Genomic DNA, 17,428 nt, shown 5'->3' with positions numbered 1-17,428 from the left:
CTCAGGCGGTGACGAACCGCCAGGACGTGACGTGGCGGTACTCCTCGCCCGGCCGCAGCACCGCCGAGGGCCACTCCGGGTGGTGCGGGGAGTCCGGGAAGACCTGCGGCTCCAGGGCGATGCCAGCGTAGGCGGCGAAGTCGGGCCGATCGCCATGGTCACGCACCTGGTCGAGACCCTGTCCGGTGTAGACCTGCACGCCCGGCTGGTCGGTGGTCAGCTCCAGGGTCAGGTCACCGCTCGGCGAGACCAGGCGCACCTGGGTGGCGTCACCGTCCAGCACATAATTGTGGTCGAGACCATCGACGAGCTGAGGGTGCTCGCCGGCCACGACGTCGCCCAGCCGGGTGAGGGCTCGCAGGTCGAACGGGGTGCCGTCCACGTCGGCCACCTCCCCCGTGGGGATCAGCTCGGCGTCGACCGGCAGGAAGCGGTCCGCCAGCACCTGCAGGCGGTGGTCACGCACGTCACCGTCGCCGGGCGCGCCGAGGGAGAAGTAGGTGTGGTTGGTCAGGCAGACGTACGTCGCGGCGTCGGTCGTCGCGCCCAGGGTCACGACCACCCCGTCGGGACGCACGTCGTACCGCGCGGTCGCGCGCACCCGTCCGGGGAATCCCTGGTCGCCGTCCGGGCTGTCGAGCGCGAGCACGACGTGGTCGGCGGAGGTCTCGACGACCTCCCAGGTGCGCTGGTCGAAGCCGTCCGGGCCGCCGTGCAGCGTGTGCCCGGTCTCCTGCGTCGCCAGCCGGTGCGGGGCCCCCTCCACGGGGAGGTCCCCGCGCGCGATGCGGTTGGCGTAGCGGCCGACGGTCGCCCCGAGGAAGTGCGGCGTACGGCGGAACGCCTCGTCCTCGACGCCGCAGGTGACCTCGCGGCGCTGCCCTCCCACCGGCACGGTCAGGGACACCACGCGGGCTCCCAGCGGGCTGACCCGCAGCACGGGTCCGGGCTCGGTTCCGACGGTGATCACCCGCCCGAACCTACCGTCCCGGCATCGCGCGCGGCGGCCGCTCGGCGGGGCCCTCAGGTGGCCGAGGAGTCGCCGCTCTCCGTGGCGCCGGCGCCGTCGGTGGCGCCTTCGTCGTCGCCGGTCACGGGCGGCGGGGTCGCGTCGTCGCCCTCGGGCAGGGCGCCGGGCTCCTCGCCCGGGGCCGTCCCCGGCGGCGGGGCGACCTCCCCGTCCGGACCGGTGAAGCCACCGCGGGGCCCGCCGACGTCCCGGTCGCCGTCCCGCTCGAAGCCACCGTGATGATCCCGGCCGCCGTCGCCGAAGCCCACCGGGGTGGTGGCGTCGGAGCCGAGCGCGCTGCCGAGGACGAACCCGCCGGCGGCGCTGGCGAGGGCGACGGCGGCGACACCGGCCGCCACCTTCGGGCGCACCGCCCGGGCGCCGGTGAGTGCGCGCGGGCGGCGACGCCGGAACGGCCGGGCCTCGTCCTCGCTCGGGTGCGCCGCCGCTGCGGGCCCGGGGGTACCCCCCGCGGGCGCCTCGGGGGCGGCACCCGCGGGGGACGGAGGGGCCGAGCTCCCGGGCGGAGGGGACGCCGGGGAGTCGGCAGCGAGGGGACGGGTCTCGGCCGGAGGCTCCCAGCGGGAGCCGCTGCGCGGCTGGTCGTCGGACATGTGAGCTCCTGTGCTCGGTCACCCGGCGGCTCCGGGCTCGTGCACCGAGCATCGGGCGCCGGCCTGGGTGGGCCACCTGTCCCGCCTGTGCCGGGCCTGTGAGTACGACGCGATGGCCGGCCGGCGGTCGTCGTACCCGCATCCGCCCCAGGCGTGTGGACGCCTCGCACGGGTCCTGACCCGGGGTACCCGTCCATAACCCCGCGTTACATGGACCTCGGCAGGGACTGGGCAGGGGGCGGGACAGGGGCGGGTCAGGGGAGGCGGACGGTGAAGGCGGTGGACCCCGGGCGGCTGTCGAGGGACACCTCGCCGCGGTGGGCGGCCACGATGGCCTGCACCAGCGACAGGCCGAGCCCGACGCTGCCGGAGGCCCGGGTCCGGGCCGCGTCGCCGCGGGCGAAGCGCTCGAAGACGCGCCCCGCCAGGGCCGGGTCGATGCCGGGGCCGTCGTCGTGGACGACCAGCTCGGCGCCGTGGCCGGCGACCCCCGGCGTCAGCCGCACCGTCACCGTGGTGCCTGGCGGCGTGTGCCGTCGGGCGTTGCCGAGCAGGTTGACCAGGCTCTGGTGCAGCCGCTGCTCGTCGCCCTCCACGACCACCGGCTCCTCGCCGAGGTCGATGACCCACCGGTGCTCGGGCGCCAGCACCCGGGCGTCGGCGACGTCCTCGAGCACGAGCCGGGTCAGGTCGACCGGTCGCCGCTCCAGCGGCCGCCCGGCGTCGAGACGCGCCAGCAGCAGGAGGTCCTCGACCAGCGACGACATGCGCTCCGCCTCGACCTCGACCTTGCCCATGGCCTGACGCAGGGCGGCCTGTTCGTCCTCGGGGGTGGTGCGCCTGGTCAGCTCGGCGTACCCCTTGATGGTGGCCAGCGGTGTCCGCAGCTCGTGCGAGGCGTCGGCGACGAACTGCCTCACCTGCTGCTCGCTGGCGTGCCGCGCCCGCAGCGCGTCCTCGACGTGGTCGAGCAACGTGTTGAGCGCGGAGCCCACCTGGCCGACCTCGGTCCGGTCGTCGGTCAGCTCCTCGGGGACACGGGCGGTGGCGCCGACCTCGCCCTGCGACAGCGGTACGGCGGCCACGTCGTGGGCGGTGGCCGCGACCTGGCGCAGCGGCCGCATCTGCCGCCGCACGAGCACGACCGCCAGCGCACCGGCGACCCCGACGCCGAGCAGGATCAGCACGAGCTCGGAGACCACGACCCGCACGACCGTGCGGTCGACGCTCTCGGTGGGCAGACCGTTGACCAGGGTGGTGGACCCGACCTGCTCGGTGAGCAGGCGGTACTCCCCCAGCCCCGGCAGGTCGACCTCCTCGATGTCGGTGCGCGGGCCGCCGTCGTCGAACAACCGTTCCGACGCCACCTCGCTCAGGGTTCCGTAGGCGGACTCCGGCACCTCGGCGTAGCAGCCGGACTCCTCGATGACCTCCGCGAACACCACGTAGCCCTCCCGGACGGAGGCACTCAGCGTCCCCGCCGCCTGGCCCGGCACCCGACCCGGCTCGTCCCCGTCACCGTCGCCGCGGCGGTCGTCGTCGTCGCGACCGAACTGGCACACCTCGCCGCCGGTGCCGGCGGACGTGTCCGGCGCAGCGGGTCCGGGTGGCCCGTCCGGGACGGCGGGTCCGTCGTCGGATCCCGCGACGTACTGCCCACGAGCCCTGTCGCCCGCGGAGCGCAGGTCGTCGTCGAGCTGCTGGGTCAGGTAGGACCGCAGGGTGAGCGCCGTCGCCAGCCCGATGAGCAGGCTCACGACGGCCACCAGCAGCACCGAGGTCAGCACCAGACGGGCGGTCAGGCTGGCCGGCACCCACCGCGCGAGGCCCGCCCGAGGACCCTCCGACCCAGGCGATGCGGGTGGCGCGGTCTCGCGCCGACCCGGCCGCAGGCGGCGTACGACGTCCACGTCGCTCCTCAGCCGACCGGCTTGAGGACGTAGCCGGCGCCGCGCATCGTGTGGATCATCGGCTCGCGGCCGGCGTCGACCTTCTTGCGCAGGTAGGAGATGTAGAGCTCGACGATGTTGGCCTGGCCGCCGAAGTCGTAGTTCCACACCCGGTCGAGGATCTGCGCCTTGCTCAGCACCCGGCGCGGGTTGCGCATGAGGAAGCGCAGCAGCTCGAACTCGGTCGCCGTCAGGCCGATCTCCTCGCCGCCGCGGGTGACCTCGCGGCTGTCCTCGTCGAGGGTGAGGTCGCCGACGGTCAGCACGGACCGCTGCCGCTGGTCGAGCGCGCCCGCCCGTCGCATGAGCGCTCGCAGGCGGGCCACGACCTCCTCGAGGCTGAAGGGCTTGGTGACGTAGTCGTCGCCGCCGGCGGTCAGGCCGGCCACCCGGTCCTCCACGGAGTCGCGCGCGGTGAGGAACAGCACGGGCACGTCCTCGACGTGGGCGCGCAGCTGTGCCAGCACGGACAGCCCGTCGAGGTCGGGCAGCATGATGTCGAGCACCACGGCGTCGGGCCGGGTGGTGCGGCCGACCTCGACGGCGTCGCGCCCGGTGTGGGCGACGGCCACCTCCCAGCCCTCGTAGCGCAGCGCCATGCGCAGCAGCTCGGCGATGTTGACCTCGTCGTCGACGACGAGGATGCGCAGCGGGGAGCCGTCGGGCCGGGTCAGGCCCGCCGTGCTCGCGCTGCCCGAGGGGAGGGAGGGGTCACTCATGGCACTCACCCTGCCGCACGGAACCGACTCCGGCCTGTGCTGCTCCTGTGAGGATCCTGTGCTCGGCCAGGTCCCAGCCGACGCACAGGTCGCTCCCAGGACCGGCTCCTAGCGTCGAGCAGGACCCACCCTCCACGACCGACCCGAGAGGCCAGCCCGTGCGCCCCTTCACCTCCTCCCCCGCGACCCCCGCGACCCCCGCGACCCCCGCGGCCGGCCCCGCCGCCGACGTCCACGACGACCACGAGCACGACCGGGGGCTCGACCACGACCTGCCGCGGCTGCTGTCACGTCGTCGCGCCCTCGGCCTCGTCGGGCTGGGCGTCGGCGGCTCGCTGGCGCTGGCCGCGTGCGGCGACGCTGCCACCGGCTCGTCCGGTCGTGGCCCGGGCGGCGCACCGCCGGACGGTCCGCCCGGGGGCGGGGCGGAGTCGTCGGTCGAGGTCGCGGCGGGCGAGATCCCCGAGGAGACGGCCGGCCCCTACCCCGGCGACGGGTCCAACGGGGTCAACGTGCTGTCGGAGAGCGGGGTCGTGCGCAGCGACATCACGAGCAGCTTCGGTGACGCCGACGGGGTCGCGGACGGCGTACCCCTGACCATCGACCTGACGGTCCTCGACGTCGACGGTGACACCAGCACGCCGTACGCCGGGGCCGCGGTCTACCTGTGGCACTGCGACGCGGCCGGGCGCTACTCGCTCTACGACGACGAGATCGTCGAGGAGAACTACCTGCGCGGCGTGCAGGAGGCCGACGCCGACGGCAAGGTGCGCTTCACCAGCGTCTTCCCGGCCTGCTACGACGGCCGCTGGCCGCACATCCACTTCGAGGTCTACCCGTCGTTGGACGAGGCGACGAACGCGAGCGCCAAGATGCGCACCTCGCAGATCGCGCTGCCCGAGGACGTCAGCAGCGAGGTGTACGCCGACGCGCGCTACGCCGGCAGCCCGGAGAACCTGGCGCGGGTGTCGCTGGACTCCGACATGGTCTTCTCCGACGGCTACCGCCTCCAGATGGCGCGCATGTCCGGCTCCGTCGCCGCCGGCTGGACCGCCCGGCTCACCGTCCCCGTCTGAACCCCCAGCCCCCTGGCCGAGGCGTCACGTGACGCTTCGCGAGAAAACAAGGGGCAGGTTCGCGGAACACACGAACGTGACCGGGTGTTCACGAGGAGGTCGTCATCGTGAGGCAGCGTGGACACGCGCCACCCGCGGGCCGACCCACGACCGACCTGCGACCTCCACGGACACCCGTGCCACCTTCTCGAACAGGATCCCCGTGACCGACTCCGCCCAGACTTCACGCCCGCCGGCCGACGGCGCCGCACCGACCGAGCCGGACCCGCGCCGCTGGTGGGCGCTGGCCGTGCTGGCCGCCTCCCAGCTGATGATCGTGCTCGACGCCTCCATCGTGAACATCGCGCTGCCCAGCGCCCAGGCGGACCTCGGCATCAGCAACGCCGACCGCCAGTGGGTCGTCACGGCGTACACCCTCGCCTTCGGCGCCCTGCTGCTGCTCGGCGGCCGCATCGCCGACTACGTGGGACGCAAGCGCACCTTCCTCGTCGGGCTGGCCGGCTTCGCCGCCGCCTCGGCGCTGGGCGGCATCGCCGCCAACCAGGAGCTGCTGTTCGCGGCCCGCGCCCTCCAGGGCGCCTTCGCCGCGCTGCTCGCCCCCTCGGCGCTGGCGCTCATCACGGTCACCTTCACCGAGCCCAAGGAGCGGGCCAAGGCGTTCGCCGTCTTCGGCGCCCTCTCCGGCGGCGGTGCCGCCATCGGCCTCATCGTCGGCGGTGTGCTCACCGAGTTCACCTCCTGGCGCTGGTGCCTCGGCGTGAACGTCCCCGTCGCGCTGCTCGTCGCCGCGCTCGCCGTCCCGCTGGTCAAGGAGAGCAAGGCCCACGGCGACACCCGGTACGACGTGCCGGGCGTGCTCCTGGCGACCAGCGGCCTGTTCGCGCTGGTGTTCGGCTTCACCGAGGCCGCCAAGGCGGCCAACCCCGACGACCCGAGCGACACCGCGGTCCAGGGCTGGGGCGACCCGTCCACGCTGACCTGGCTCGGTGCGGCCGTCCTGCTCCTCGTCGCCTTCGTGTGGTGGGAGCGTCGCGCGGCCAACCCCATGCTGCCGCTGCGCATCGTGCTGCACCGCAACCGCGGCGCGGCGTACCTGATCTTCACCCTCGTCGGCGCCGGGCTCTTCGCGATGTTCCTGTTCCTGACCTACTACCTCCAGCTGAACCTCGGCTACAGCCCGCTCAAGGCCGGCTTCGCGTTCCTGCCGTTCAGTGCCGGCATCATCCTCACCGCCGGCCTGGTGGCGAACCTGCTGCCCAAGCTGGGGCCGAAGCCGCTCATGGTCGCCGGGCTCACGCTCGCCACGGCCGGCATGATGCTGCTGACCCAGATCGGGTCCGACACGGCCTACTGGTCGCACGTGCTCCCCGCCGAGCTGCTGCTCAGCATCGGGATGGCGTGCGTGTTCGTGCCGGCCTCGAGCCTGGCGCTGCTCGACGTGGGCGAGCACGACGCCGGCGTGGCCAGCGCCGTCCTCAACACCTCGCAGCAGATCGGCGGCTCGCTGGGCACGGCGTTGCTCAACACGCTGTTCGCCGGCGCGGTCACGTCGTACTTCGCCGACAACGTGCGCAGCGCGGCCGACGCGCAGCGGCTGGCGCCGGAGGCCTTCATCAGCGGCTACCACGTGGCGTTCTTCTGGGGCGGCATCCTGCTCGCCCTGGCGCTCGTCACCGCGATCACCCTGGTCACGGCGCGCAAGGACGACGTGCCGGCCGACGGGGCGGTCGTCGCCGCCTGAGACCGCGGAGGTGGCGGCGCGGAGCGCGCCGCCACCCTTCGGCACGCCCGCGACGAAAGGGCGTACGGGAGGGTTGAAACCGCCGCCGGACGGTGATCCTGGAAGTACCAAGAACCCCAGGAGACACACATGAGCACGTCCACACCGTCCGACCGCGGCACTCACCCCGAGCAGACCCGGACCGACCAGCCCCCGGTGCGCGACACCCAGACCCACCCCACGCACGGCACCCCGACCGGCCACCACGCGGCCGTCGAGGAGCCCGCGCTGGACCGCCGCAGCGTCCTCGCCCGTCAGAAGGAGGAGCACGGCGGCGTCAAGATCGGCTCCGCGTTCTTCGGCTTCCTCACCGCCGCCGGCGTCGCGGTCCTGCTGACCGCGCTGCTGGCCGCCGCCGGCGCGGGCGTCGGGCTCGCGAGCGGCACCGACGCCAGCGAGGCCGCGGACGCCGCCGGCTCGGCCAGCGTCGAGACCATCGGCCTGGTCAGCGGCATCGTGCTCGCGCTGGTCGTCTTCCTCGCCTACTACTGCGGCGGGTACGTCGCCGGCCGCATGGCCCGCTTCAACGGCATCAAGCAGGGCATCGCGGTGTGGCTGTGGGCCCTCGTGGTCGCCGCGCTCGTCGCGGTCCTCGGCCTCGTCGCCGGCGACCAGTACGACATCTTCGCCGACCTCAACACCTTCCCGCGGATCCCGATCAGCGAGGGCGAGCTGACCCAGGGCGGGGCCATCGCCGCCGCCGTGCTCGTCGCCGCGAGCCTCCTCGGCGCCATCGTCGGTGGCCTGGCCGGCATGCGCTTCCACCGCAAGGTCGACCGCACCGGTCTCCCCCGCTGACCCCGGGGCGCCCGAGCGGCGTCACCCTGCACATTCCGTTCAACTGAACGTTCAGAACCCCCGTCACAGCACGTGGCGGGGGTTCTGAACGTTCAGTTGAACGACATGTGCGCTCGGCGCGCGTCAGGCGGGGTCGGAGCCGGGCTCGGAGGCCCAGGCGCGTACGACGTCGCCGTGCTCGTCGAGCAGCGGCGGGGCGGCGTGGTCGGACTTGGTGACCTCGGTGCCGGCGCCGTCGAAGAACCGCAGCGGCGGCCCCGGGATCGTGACCGTGCCCAGCGTGGCGTGGTCGACGTCGACCAGCAGCCCCTGGCTCGCGGTCTGCTCCCAGCGGTAGACGTCGTCGATGCTGCGCACCTTGCCCGCCGGCACACCGGCCTCGGCCAGCCGGGCGAGCAGGTCCTCGGCGTCCCAGGTGGCGAACTTCTCCTCCACGAGCGCGATCACCGCCTCCCGGTTGCCGACGCGCTGCGGGTTCGTGGCCATGCCCTCGGTCGCCGGGTCGATGTCGAAGGCGGAGCACAGCCGCAGCCACAGCCCCTCGCTGCCCACCGCGATCTGCACCACGCCGTCGCGGCAGTGGAACAGCCCGTAGGGCGAGATCGACGGGTGGTGGTTGCCCTGCGCCTTGCCGACCTCGCCGGCGACCGTCCACCGGGTGCCCTGGAAGGTGTGCACGCCGACCACGGCGGCCAGCAGCGAGGTCCGCACGACCGTGCCGATCCCGGTCCGGTCCCGCTCGTGGAGCGCGGCGACGACGCCGTAGGCGCCGTACATCCCGGCCAGCATGTCCGCGATCGGTACGCCGACCCGCTGCGGGTCGTCCGGTCCCGAGCCGGTCAGCGACATCAGGCCGGCCTCGCCCTGGGCGATCTGGTCGTAGCCCGCGCGACCGCCCTCCGGGCCGTCGTGGCCGAAGCCGGTGATCGAGAGCACGACCAGCCGCGGGTTGCGCTGCTGGAGCTCGGCGATGCCGAGGCCGAGCCGCTCGAGCACGCCGGTGCGGAAGTTCTCCACCAGCACGTCGGCGCGGTCCACCAGCGCTAGCAGGACGTCGCGGTCGCCGGCGTCCTTGAGGTCGAGCGCGACGGACTGCTTGTTCCTGTTGGTCGACAAGAAGTACGTCGACACGTCGCCGTCCTCCCCGACGAACGGCGGGCCCCACCCGCGGGTGTCGTCGCCGCCCTTGGGGGTCTCGACCTTGATGACGCGCGCGCCGAGGTCGCCCAGCATCATCGTCGCGTGGGGTCCGGCCAGCGCCCGCGACAGGTCGACGACCACGACGTCAGCCAGCGGACCGGCGCTCGGCGTACCGGCACCTGCGGCGCTCGCGGACCCGGCGCCTGCGGACCCGGCGCTCGCCGCGCTCACGAGCCCCAGCCCGGCAGGACGAGAGCGGCCCAGACGAGCAGCGGACCGACCAGGGTGACGATCACGCCGTAGGTCAGGATCTGCTTGTAGTAGGTCTGCTCGCCGATGGTGTCGGGCCGGTTGGCCAGCATCAGCGCGCCGTTGGTGGAGAACGGCGAGACGTCGACGATCGTCGAGCTGACCGCCAGCGCAGCGACGAAGAGCCCCGCGGACAGTCCGCCCTCGGCGATCAGCGGGATGGCGATCGGGATGATCACCGGCAGCAGCGCCGTGGAGGAGGCGAACGCCGAGACGACGCCGCCGACGTAGCAGAGGATCAGCGCACCGATGGCGGCCGCTCCCAGCCCGGCGGCCCAGTTGCCGACGAACTCCGGCGATCCCGCGGTGGTGAGGATCGTGGCGTAGGTGCTGACGCCCGCGACCAGCAGCACGGTCGGCCAGGCGATCTGCTTGACGGTGTTCTGGTAGGCCTTCGGCGACAGCATCGAGAGCGCCACAGCCGCAGTGATGGCGGTGAAGCCGATGTTCTTCTCGAAGTAGAGCGCGACGGCGGCGACCGCGACGAAGGCGAAGAGAGTGAGCGCGTGCTCGCGGCTGGTGCCGGCGTGGTCGGGACGGACGGCGGTCGTGGTGCCGGTCGTGGTGCCCGTGCTGGGCGTGGCGCCGGTGCCGGAGGCCTCGGTGGAGCGGTCACGGTGACGGGGCCCGGCGTGGGGTCCACTGGGCTCGACCTCGCCGACCTCGCCGACCTCGTCGGCGTCGGGGTCGAGACGCGTGCTCATCAGGTCACGCCCGCCGAGGACCACGAAGAGGACCGCGGCCAGGATGATGTTGACGACCAGGCTGGAGAAGAAGATCGTCAGCTTGGCCGGCTCGAGCCCGGCGCCCTCCATCACGGAGTTGGTGATGACGCCGTAGATGCTGATCGGCGAGAAGCCGCCGGCCTGGGCGCCGTGGACGACCATCATGCCCATCATCAGCGGGCTGATCCGGTAGCGGCCGGCGAAGCCGAGGGCGATCGGGCCGATGATCGCGCAGGCGGCCGGCGAGGCGGCGCCGATCGAGGTGATGAGCGCGGTCACCGCGAACATCACCCACGGGATCAGCGCGACGCGGCCCCCGACCGCGCCCACCGCCTTGCGCACGATGAGGTCCACCGTGCCGTTCTGTCGCGCGATCGCGAAGAGGTACGTGACGCCGATGAGCGTGAGCACGAGGTCGGCGCTGATGCCGGCCAAGATGGTCTTCTCGTCGAGGTCCAGCGCGTACATGCCGACGAGCCAGGCGGCGACGTACGCCAGCGCGCCCATGTTGATCGGCATCACCGTGCCGACCACGAAGAGCGCGACCAGCGCGAGGATGGCTACCCATTCAGGTCCCATGACGGTCCTTCCGTGACGGTCTCGAGCTGCGCTCGAGGGGGATCGGCCGTCCGGTCCGGGGCGTGTGACCCCGCTCACGTGGATGGCTCAGTGGCCTAGCCTCTAGCCCACCGGGCCTCTTGTCAATAGACTCCCGCTATGAGCCAGACCAGCGGCAGGCCCCGGCCCGAGCCGAACGGCGACCTCGGTACGTCGCTCCCGGGCCGCCTCGTGCGCACCCGGCTCTACGAGCAGGTGGCCGCCCAGATCACGGCGTGGGTGAGCGACAACGGCCTCTCCCCCGGCGACCGGCTGCCCCCCGAGCGCGAGCTCGCCGCCCGTCTCGGCGTCAGCCGCGCCACCCTCAGCCAGGCCCTCGTCGCCCTCGAGGTGATCGGCGCCGTCAGCGTCCGCCACGGCGACGGCACCGTGGTGACGCGGGTCGGGGCCGGGCTGGGAGGCGGGCCGACCGACGGCGCGAGCGGCGCGGCACCCGACGTCGACGCCGCCGATCGGACCGTCGAGGCCATCCGCGCCCACGCCGACCGGCTCCCCGAGATCATCGACACCCGCGACGCGCTCGAGACCAAGCTCGCCGCCCTGGCCGCGGAGCGGCGGAACGACGAGGACCTCGCCCGCATCGACGCCGCCCTGACCACCATGGCCGCCGACGTCGAGGCGGGCGGCCGCGGTGTGGAGGGCGACGAGCTCTTCCACGGCGCCGTCACCGCCGCCGCCCACTCGCTGCTGCTGGCCCGCCTCATGGAGGAGATCAGCGAGCTGATCCGCGAGACCCGGCTGGAGTCGTTGGCCCAGCCGGGGCGCCCGCGCGACTCCCTGGCCGGTCACCGGGCCGTGGCCGAGGCCATCCGGGCCGGCGACCCGTCCGCGGCGGCGACCGCGATGCACGACCACGTGACGATGGTCAGCGACGTCGCGCTGCTGCGCCCCGAGCCGGCGGACGGCGCCGCCCCCGGCCCCGCGTGAGCGGCCTCGAACAGCTCACCGTCCTCCTCGCCGGCCTCGGCGCCGGTGTGCTCACCTCCACCGTCGGCGTCGCGTCGCTGCTGAGCTTCCCGGTGCTGCTGGCGGTCGGGCTGCCCCCGGTGGTCGCCAACGCCTCGAACACGGTCGGGATGACGCCGGCCGGGCTGAGCGGGTCCTTCGGCTACCGCGCCGAGCTGCGCGAGCACCCGGGCGTGACGGTCGCCGTCCTCGCGACCTGCGCGGTCGGCGCGGTCGGCGGCGCCGTCCTGCTGCTGGCGCTGCCGCCGGGCGTCTTCGAGGCCGTGGTGCCCTGGCTGATCCTGTTCACCTGCCTGCTGGTCGGCGCCCAGCCGTGGATCTCGGCGCGCGTGCGCGCCCGCCTGGGCCCCGACGCTCCCGACCGCACCGAGATGTCACCGGTCACGCTCTTCTTCGCCGGCCTGACCGGTGTGTACGGCGGATACTTCGGCGCCGGGTCGGGCGTGATGATGATGGCCGTCCTGGGGCTCGGCCTCGACATCGAGCTGCGGGTCGTCAACGCGCTCAAGACGCTCGCCGTGATGGCGTCCAACGTCGTGGCCGGCGTGATCTTCCTCGTCGTGGCCGAGCTCGACTGGGCCGCCATCGCGCTGCTGGCCGCCGGGTCGGTGGTAGGCGGCTACATCGGCGCCCGGATCGGCCGGCGTCTCCCCGCGCCCGTGCTGCGCGGGCTCGTCGTACTTGTCGGCACGACGGCCGCGGTCACGATGCTCCTGTGAGGGAGCACATTTCGTTCAAAAGATCGTTCAGAAGCCCGTCCGCGTTCGCCGAGGGGGCTTCTGAACGTTCTTTTGAAAGAAATGTGCGGCCGTCAGCCGCGGCCGGGGATGTCCTCGGGACGCCCGGGGCGGGTGATCCGGAAGACCTCGGGCGGCAGGCCCCACTCGTCGCGACCGAGGCGTGAGAGCGGCTGGAGGCCCTCCATCGTCGGGTGGTCGCCGTCGAGCACGTCCTCGCGCACGGACGCGGCGACGACGGTCCCGAAGACGACGGTCGAGCTGCCGAAGTCGACGGTGCTGTGCAGCCGGCACTCCAGCGACGCCGGGGCGTCGGCGACACGCAGCGGCGCCACCAGGTCGCTGGGCTCCATCGCGATGTCGAGCGCCTCGGCCTCGAAGGTGTCGGCGTCGAAGCGCGCGCTGGAGTTGTTGACCTGCTCCAGCAGCCACCGCGGGGCCACGTTGACGACGAACTCGCCGGTCTCCTGCACGTTGCGCAGGGTGTCCTTGGCGCCGATCGAGGTGAACTGCACGACGCCGGGGTCGGCGCACGCCACGGTGTAGAACGAGTGCGGCGCGAGGTTGCCGACGCCGTCGGCCGAGAGGCTGGAGACCCACGCGATCGGGCGCGGCACCACGATCGAGTTCAGCAGCGGGTAGCCCTTCACGTCGGGGTCGTCGAAGCGCAGGAGCCGGCGGGGGGACGTCATGGGAGTCATTGTCCCCACCCCTGCTCCCCGCGAGGCCGAGGGTCACCTCCCCCGGTGCCATCGGACTGCCGGCCGGTGTCTCCCGACCCTGCCGTTCACGGCGTACGGCGCGCAGCCTGGTGGTGAGAGGAACGGGATCGTCATGCGCAGGATCGTGGTCGTGCTGGCAGGGCTGCTCGCCCTGGTCGTCGTCGTGGGGAGCGCCTTCTGGGTGGGGACCGCCGTCGGTGACGGCGACGACGACGACGCTCGGGGCCCGATGATGTCGGGCACGGAGGACCCCGACGACGACCTCGGCATGATGTCCGGGTCCGGCCGCTCGGGGAGGGGCGACCGGGCCGGGTCGGGCACCGGCGGGGTCGGCATGGGCAGCGGCCTGATGGACGTCGACTCGGAGGCGGAGTACCTCGTCGCGATGATCCCCCACCACGAGGAGGCGATCGGCGCCGCCGAGGAGCTGGCCCGGTCCGACCGCCCCGAGATGCGCGACCTCGGCGCCGCCGTGGTGGCCGGGCAGAGCGCCCAGGTCGAGCAGATGCAGGGCTGGCTCGACCGCTGGCACCCCGGCGCCGAGGCCGACACCGACTACGAGCCGATGATGCGCGACCTGTCTGGCCTGAGCGGTGACGAGCTCGACCGGGCGTTCCTGGTCGACATGATCGGGCACCACATGGTCGCGGTGATGATGTCGCAGCGCCTGCGCATGCACGGCGACGTCGAGCACCCGCAGGTGGCGCGGCTGGCCGAGGACATCAGCGCACAGCAGCGCGAGGAGATGGTCCAGATGCGGACCTGGCTGGTGGACTGGTTCTCCGCGTGAGGCTGCCCTCCGCGTGAGGCAGCCCTCCGCCTGAGGCAGCCCCTCCGTGGTGGCGGATTCAGCCGGTCGGGTACGGCGTGAGCAGCTGGTCGACCGGGGCGTGGTCGTCGGTGAGCACCTCGGCGCCACCGACCCAGCGCTCGAGCGCCGCCCCCTCGATCACGTCGTAGTCGAGGTCCCGCTCGGCCATCCGCCCGGTCCACGCGGCCGCGTCGACGGCCCGGTCACCGGCCACCACGACCAGGTTGCCACCGTCCTCGAAGCGCAGCGTCTCCGACTGCGAGGCCACGGCGACGTGGTCGAACTGCTCGGCCAGCGTGGCCACCTCGGCGCGCGCGAAGGCGACGTCCCCGTGGTCGATGAGGTTCATGACGTAGAGCCCGTCGTCGGCCAGCACCCGCCGTACCTCGGTGACGGCCTCGCGGGTGGTCAGGTGCCACGGCACGGTGACGCCGCCGAAGGCGTCACCCACCACCAGGTCGTACGCCGCATCGTCCAGCCGCTCGAGCCCGAGGCGACCGTCCTCGACGCGCACCTCCAGGGACTCCCCCGTCCGCAGGCCCAGCCGCTCGGTGTCGACGCCGACCACGCCGGGGTCGATCTCCGAGACCAGGCTCGTCGTACCAGGGCGCACGACGTCGAGGTAGCGCGGCAGCGTCAGCCCACCGGCGCCCAGGTGGTAGCCGACGAGCGGCTCCCCGGCCGGGTAGGCGGTGTCGACGAGCGAGGCGATCGACTGCACGTAGTCGAACTCGAGGTACGTCGGGTCGTCGACGTCGACGTACGAGTGCCCGACGCCGTCGAGCAGCAGCAGCCGCCCGCCGGACCGCTCGTCGTCGGCGACGATCTCCGCGCAGTGGTAGACGGTCTCCTCGTCGCAGCCGCCGGGCGCGACGACCGCGGCCAGCCCGCCGACGAGCACGACGACGGCCGGGACCACGCCGGGGCGGCGGCGGTGCAGCAGCACCTCGACCGCGACCGCGGCGACCACGAGCAGGGCGCCGAGGCCGACGAGGATGCCGCTGACGGGCACCCGCGAGACGAGCACGAAGCCGGTGAGCACCGTGCCGGCGATGGCGCCGGCGGTGCCGACGCCCGAGAGCCGTCCGACCACGGCGCCGGTCTCGCCGAGGTCGGTCAGCTGGAGCTTGGTCACCATGGGCGTGACCGCCGACAGCGCCGCGCCGGCCACGAAGATCACGAGCGCGGCCACCAGCAGCACCGGGCCGGTGGTGGCGGCCTCGCCGGCGGCGCGCACCACGAACGGCGTGGCGGCCACGACGGCGCCGGAGACCGCGAGCAGGGGCGCGAGCGTACGCCGCGGCGCGACGGTGTCGGCGGCGCGACCGCCCGCCCACGACCCGACCGCGATGGCCGTGAGGGCGATGCCGATGACCAGGGTGCTGGTCTCCAGGGTCAGTCCGAGGTAGGGCGCCAGCAGGCGCAGCGCCACGATCTCGACCACCAGCACGGCGGCCGAGGACCCGAAGACCAGGGCGCCGGCCACCCAGCCGGTCAGCGGCGCGCTCGGGGACTCCACCCGCCCGATGATCCCCGACGCGCCCAACCGAGGCCCGCAGCGGGGGTCCTGGCGCACCCACCCTCGTGATATGAGTAATCCAATCGACTTTGGGTTGTTTGACGAGAGGGAGCCACGATGGAGCGGGGACTGCTGCGGGAGCACGAGTACGACGCCGAGCGGGCCGAGCGCCTCCGCTCGACCGCGCGCACCGGGGTGTCACGCCGCGGACTGCTCAAGGCCGGGCTCGCCGGTCTCGGCGTCGCCGCGGTCGGCGGCGGGCTCACCACCGGCCCGGGAGCGCTGGGCACGGCGCGCGCCTTCGCCGCCGACACCCCCATCGCCAAGCCGCTGCCGCCCGAGCTCTTCATCATCCGCGGCACCAACGCCGAGATGCGCTGGGAGGCCATGAAGGGCCAGGGCTACGTCACCCCGATCGACCGGTTCTTCATCCGCAACCACACGACGACGCCGCGCATCGACGCCACCACCTGGCGCCTGCGCATCCACGGGACCGGCGTCGACCGGGAGCTGTCGCTGTCGCTCGTGGACCTGCAGGCCCTCCCCCAGGTCACCGTCACCCGCGCGATCGAGTGCGCGGGCAACGCACGCAGCTTCTTCGGCTCCCGGCAGGGCACGCCGGCTGCCGGCACCGCCTGGGGCCTGGGCGCGATCGGCGTCGCCACCTGGACGGGCGTGCCGCTGGCCGCGGTTCTGGAGCGGGCTGGGCTGAAGCCCACGGCGCTCGACGTCATGCCGGTCGGCCTCGACTCCCAGCGGGTCCAGCGCCCGATCCCCGTCGAGAAGGCGCTGGCCGACACGCTGCTGGTCACGCAGATGAACGGCGTACCGCTGCCGCTGGACCACGGCTACCCGGTGCGGCTGCTCGCCCCCGGCTGGGTCGGCGTCGCGAACGTGAAGTGGGTCGGGTCGATCGAGGTCTCCGAGACGCCGCTCTACTCGCAGTGGAACACCACGAGCTACCGGCTCTTCGGGCCGGACTACCCCGACGCCCCGCTCGTCACGACGCAGGTCGTCAAGAGCGCGCTCGAGCTCCCCTTCCCGGCTTCGCTCGCTCCCGGAGCGCAGCGCCTCACGGGTCGCTCCTGGTCCGGTCTCGGACGCATCAGCCGCGTCGACGTCAGCGTCGACGGCGCCCCCTGGCGCCCCGCCGTGCTCGAGAAGCGCAACGACACCCTGGCCTGGCGGCAGTGGTCCTTCCCCTGGAACGCCAAGCGCGGTCAGCACACCGTCAGCGTCCGCGCCCGCGACGACCAGGGCAACGTGCAGCCGGAGACGGTGCCGTTCAACGAGCAGGGCTACCTGTTCGGCGCGATCGTGGACCACCCGGTCAGCGTCGGCTGAGCCGGGACGTGCTCCTGACCGGCCCTCACGGATCGGTCAGAGGCCGATGACGTGGCGCCGGACGGTGCCGTGCTCGGTGTCGCGGATGCCCTCGAGGCGCCCGCCGTGGTGCTCGATGACCCGCGCCGACGCCGCGTTGTCGACGTCGCAGACCGCGACCACGCGGTCCAGCCCGAGGGTGCGGGCCTCGGCGAGGATCGCGCCGAGCGCCCACGTCGCCACGCCGCGCCCTCGGGCGGAGGGGCGTACGCCGTACCCGACGTGGCCGAGCGGCTCGGTCTTCGCGGACAGCTCGTGGCGCAGCGCGATGCCGCCGAGGACCTGGCCGTCCTCGACGATCCATCGGTAGCTGCAGGGCATCCGCCCCATCGCCTCGGCCTGCGCCGGGTCGGCCTGGTCGACCAGCCGCGTCACGTACGCCGCGAAGCCCGCCTCCGAAACGACGTCGTCGGTCTCCCGCACGCCGAAGCCGTCCTCGTGGCGCCCCGGGCCCCACTCGTGGTGGCAGTCGAGCCACGCCGCGTGGAGATCGGTCGACGGGGTCACGAGATCGGGCACTCGGCCACGCTAGCGCCGTACGTCCGCCACGGGT

16 protein-coding genes are annotated in these 17,428 nt (G+C 73.5%); 7 read left to right on the top strand and 9 right to left on the bottom strand.

Annotated features, from left to right (window positions below):
• Position 1: 1 nt before the first annotated feature.
• From G7072_RS00755 to G7072_RS00740, 4 genes are all read right to left on the bottom strand, one after another.
• Positions 2–1,027, bottom strand: coding sequence for an aldose epimerase family protein (locus tag G7072_RS00755; RefSeq protein ID WP_277343423.1), 1,026 nt, complete (start codon positions 1,025–1,027; stop codon positions 2–4).
• Complete coding sequence (locus G7072_RS00750) at positions 1,024–1,623, bottom strand: hypothetical protein (protein ID WP_166083749.1); 600 nt, start codon at positions 1,621–1,623, stop codon at positions 1,024–1,026. The genes G7072_RS00755 and G7072_RS00750 overlap by 4 nt, the downstream gene beginning before the upstream one ends.
• 254 nt (positions 1,624–1,877) lie before the next feature.
• Positions 1,878–3,437, bottom strand: a complete 1,560-nt coding sequence (locus G7072_RS00745) for a HAMP domain-containing sensor histidine kinase (RefSeq protein WP_240917077.1) — start codon at positions 3,435–3,437, stop codon at positions 1,878–1,880.
• 104 nt (positions 3,438–3,541) lie between these two features.
• Positions 3,542–4,291 carry a response regulator transcription factor gene (locus G7072_RS00740; protein ID WP_166083747.1) on the bottom strand — a complete coding sequence of 250 codons (750 nt, stop codon included), beginning with the start codon at positions 4,289–4,291 and terminating at the stop codon, positions 3,542–3,544.
• A gap of 158 nt (positions 4,292–4,449) precedes the next feature.
• On the opposite strand from G7072_RS00740, the gene G7072_RS00735 reads away from it, so the two are divergent.
• The 3 genes from G7072_RS00735 to G7072_RS00725 all read left to right on the top strand — a co-directional run bounded on the left by G7072_RS00735 (position 4,450) and on the right by G7072_RS00725 (position 7,945).
• On the top strand, positions 4,450–5,367 hold the full coding sequence (locus G7072_RS00735; protein ID WP_166083746.1) for a 3,4-dioxygenase subunit beta: 918 nt from the start codon (positions 4,450–4,452) through the stop codon (positions 5,365–5,367).
• A 202-nt stretch (positions 5,368–5,569) separates the two neighbouring features.
• The gene (locus G7072_RS00730) at positions 5,570–7,108 is read left to right on the top strand and encodes an MFS transporter (RefSeq protein WP_206063234.1); all 1,539 of its coding nucleotides are present in this window, start codon (positions 5,570–5,572) and stop codon (positions 7,106–7,108) included.
• A gap of 129 nt (positions 7,109–7,237) precedes the next feature.
• Positions 7,238–7,945 carry a hypothetical protein gene (locus G7072_RS00725; RefSeq protein WP_166083745.1) on the top strand — a complete coding sequence of 236 codons (708 nt, stop codon included), beginning with the start codon at positions 7,238–7,240 and terminating at the stop codon, positions 7,943–7,945.
• A 123-nt stretch (positions 7,946–8,068) separates the two neighbouring features.
• Here G7072_RS00725 and G7072_RS00720 read toward each other — a convergent pair whose 3' ends face one another.
• Complete coding sequence (locus G7072_RS00720; protein WP_166083744.1) at positions 8,069–9,316, bottom strand: CoA transferase; 1,248 nt, start codon at positions 9,314–9,316, stop codon at positions 8,069–8,071.
• Positions 9,313–10,698, bottom strand: a complete 1,386-nt coding sequence (locus tag G7072_RS00715; protein WP_166083743.1) for an SLC13 family permease — start codon at positions 10,696–10,698, stop codon at positions 9,313–9,315. The genes G7072_RS00720 and G7072_RS00715 overlap by 4 nt, the downstream gene beginning before the upstream one ends.
• 138 nt (positions 10,699–10,836) lie before the next feature.
• On the opposite strand from G7072_RS00715, the gene G7072_RS00710 reads away from it, so the two are divergent.
• Entirely contained in the window at positions 10,837–11,664 is an 828-nt protein-coding gene (locus G7072_RS00710; RefSeq protein ID WP_166083742.1) for a FadR/GntR family transcriptional regulator, read from the top strand.
• Positions 11,661–12,422 carry a sulfite exporter TauE/SafE family protein gene (locus G7072_RS00705; RefSeq protein ID WP_166083741.1) on the top strand — a complete coding sequence of 254 codons (762 nt, stop codon included), beginning with the start codon at positions 11,661–11,663 and terminating at the stop codon, positions 12,420–12,422. Before G7072_RS00710 ends, G7072_RS00705 begins: the two co-directional genes overlap by 4 nt.
• 92 nt (positions 12,423–12,514) lie before the next feature.
• Here the strand turns inward: G7072_RS00705 and G7072_RS00700 are convergent, their stop codons facing one another.
• Positions 12,515–13,132 carry a flavin reductase family protein gene (locus G7072_RS00700; RefSeq protein WP_166083740.1) on the bottom strand — a complete coding sequence of 206 codons (618 nt, stop codon included), beginning with the start codon at positions 13,130–13,132 and terminating at the stop codon, positions 12,515–12,517.
• Positions 13,133–13,274: 142 nt separating this feature from the next.
• Between G7072_RS00700 and G7072_RS00695 the strand changes: the two genes are divergently transcribed.
• Complete coding sequence (locus G7072_RS00695; RefSeq protein WP_166083739.1) at positions 13,275–13,952, top strand: DUF305 domain-containing protein; 678 nt, start codon at positions 13,275–13,277, stop codon at positions 13,950–13,952.
• A 58-nt stretch (positions 13,953–14,010) separates the two neighbouring features.
• Here G7072_RS00695 and G7072_RS00690 read toward each other — a convergent pair whose 3' ends face one another.
• Positions 14,011–15,492, bottom strand: a complete 1,482-nt coding sequence (locus G7072_RS00690) for a fused MFS/spermidine synthase (RefSeq protein WP_240917076.1) — start codon at positions 15,490–15,492, stop codon at positions 14,011–14,013.
• A gap of 117 nt (positions 15,493–15,609) precedes the next feature.
• Between G7072_RS00690 and G7072_RS00685 the strand changes: the two genes are divergently transcribed.
• Positions 15,610–16,836: a sulfite oxidase gene (locus tag G7072_RS00685; RefSeq protein ID WP_166083737.1), complete on the top strand. Its 1,227-nt coding sequence runs from the start codon at positions 15,610–15,612 to the stop codon at positions 16,834–16,836.
• A gap of 36 nt (positions 16,837–16,872) precedes the next feature.
• Here G7072_RS00685 and G7072_RS00680 read toward each other — a convergent pair whose 3' ends face one another.
• A complete protein-coding gene (locus tag G7072_RS00680; RefSeq protein ID WP_166083735.1) occupies positions 16,873–17,394 on the bottom strand; it encodes a GNAT family N-acetyltransferase in 522 nt (173 codons plus the stop codon).
• Positions 17,395–17,428 lie beyond the last annotated feature (34 nt).

Origin of the sequence: Nocardioides sp. HDW12B (assembly GCF_011299595.1) — a bacterium.
In the GTDB taxonomy this organism is placed as follows: Bacteria; Actinomycetota; Actinomycetes; order Propionibacteriales; family Nocardioidaceae; genus Marmoricola_A.
Note: the sequence above shows the minus strand (reverse complement) of the source record. Positions and strands in the feature narration are given on the sequence as shown.

Excerpts from the sequence above, each read along its gene's own strand:
- G7072_RS00750 (WP_166083749.1), bottom strand. The coding sequence starts at position 1,623 with ATGTCCGACGACCAGCCGCGCAGCGGCTCCCGCTGGGAGCCTCCGGCC.
- G7072_RS00740 (WP_166083747.1), bottom strand. The coding sequence starts at position 4,291 with ATGAGTGACCCCTCCCTCCCCTCGGGCAGCGCGAGCACGGCGGGCCTG.
- G7072_RS00725 (WP_166083745.1), top strand. The coding sequence starts at position 7,238 with ATGAGCACGTCCACACCGTCCGACCGCGGCACTCACCCCGAGCAGACC.
- G7072_RS00715 (WP_166083743.1), bottom strand. The coding sequence starts at position 10,698 with ATGGGACCTGAATGGGTAGCCATCCTCGCGCTGGTCGCGCTCTTCGTG.
- G7072_RS00710 (WP_166083742.1), top strand. The coding sequence starts at position 10,837 with ATGAGCCAGACCAGCGGCAGGCCCCGGCCCGAGCCGAACGGCGACCTC.
- G7072_RS00700 (WP_166083740.1), bottom strand. The coding sequence starts at position 13,132 with ATGACGTCCCCCCGCCGGCTCCTGCGCTTCGACGACCCCGACGTGAAG.
- G7072_RS00695 (WP_166083739.1), top strand. The coding sequence starts at position 13,275 with ATGCGCAGGATCGTGGTCGTGCTGGCAGGGCTGCTCGCCCTGGTCGTC.
- G7072_RS00685 (WP_166083737.1), top strand. The coding sequence starts at position 15,610 with ATGGAGCGGGGACTGCTGCGGGAGCACGAGTACGACGCCGAGCGGGCC.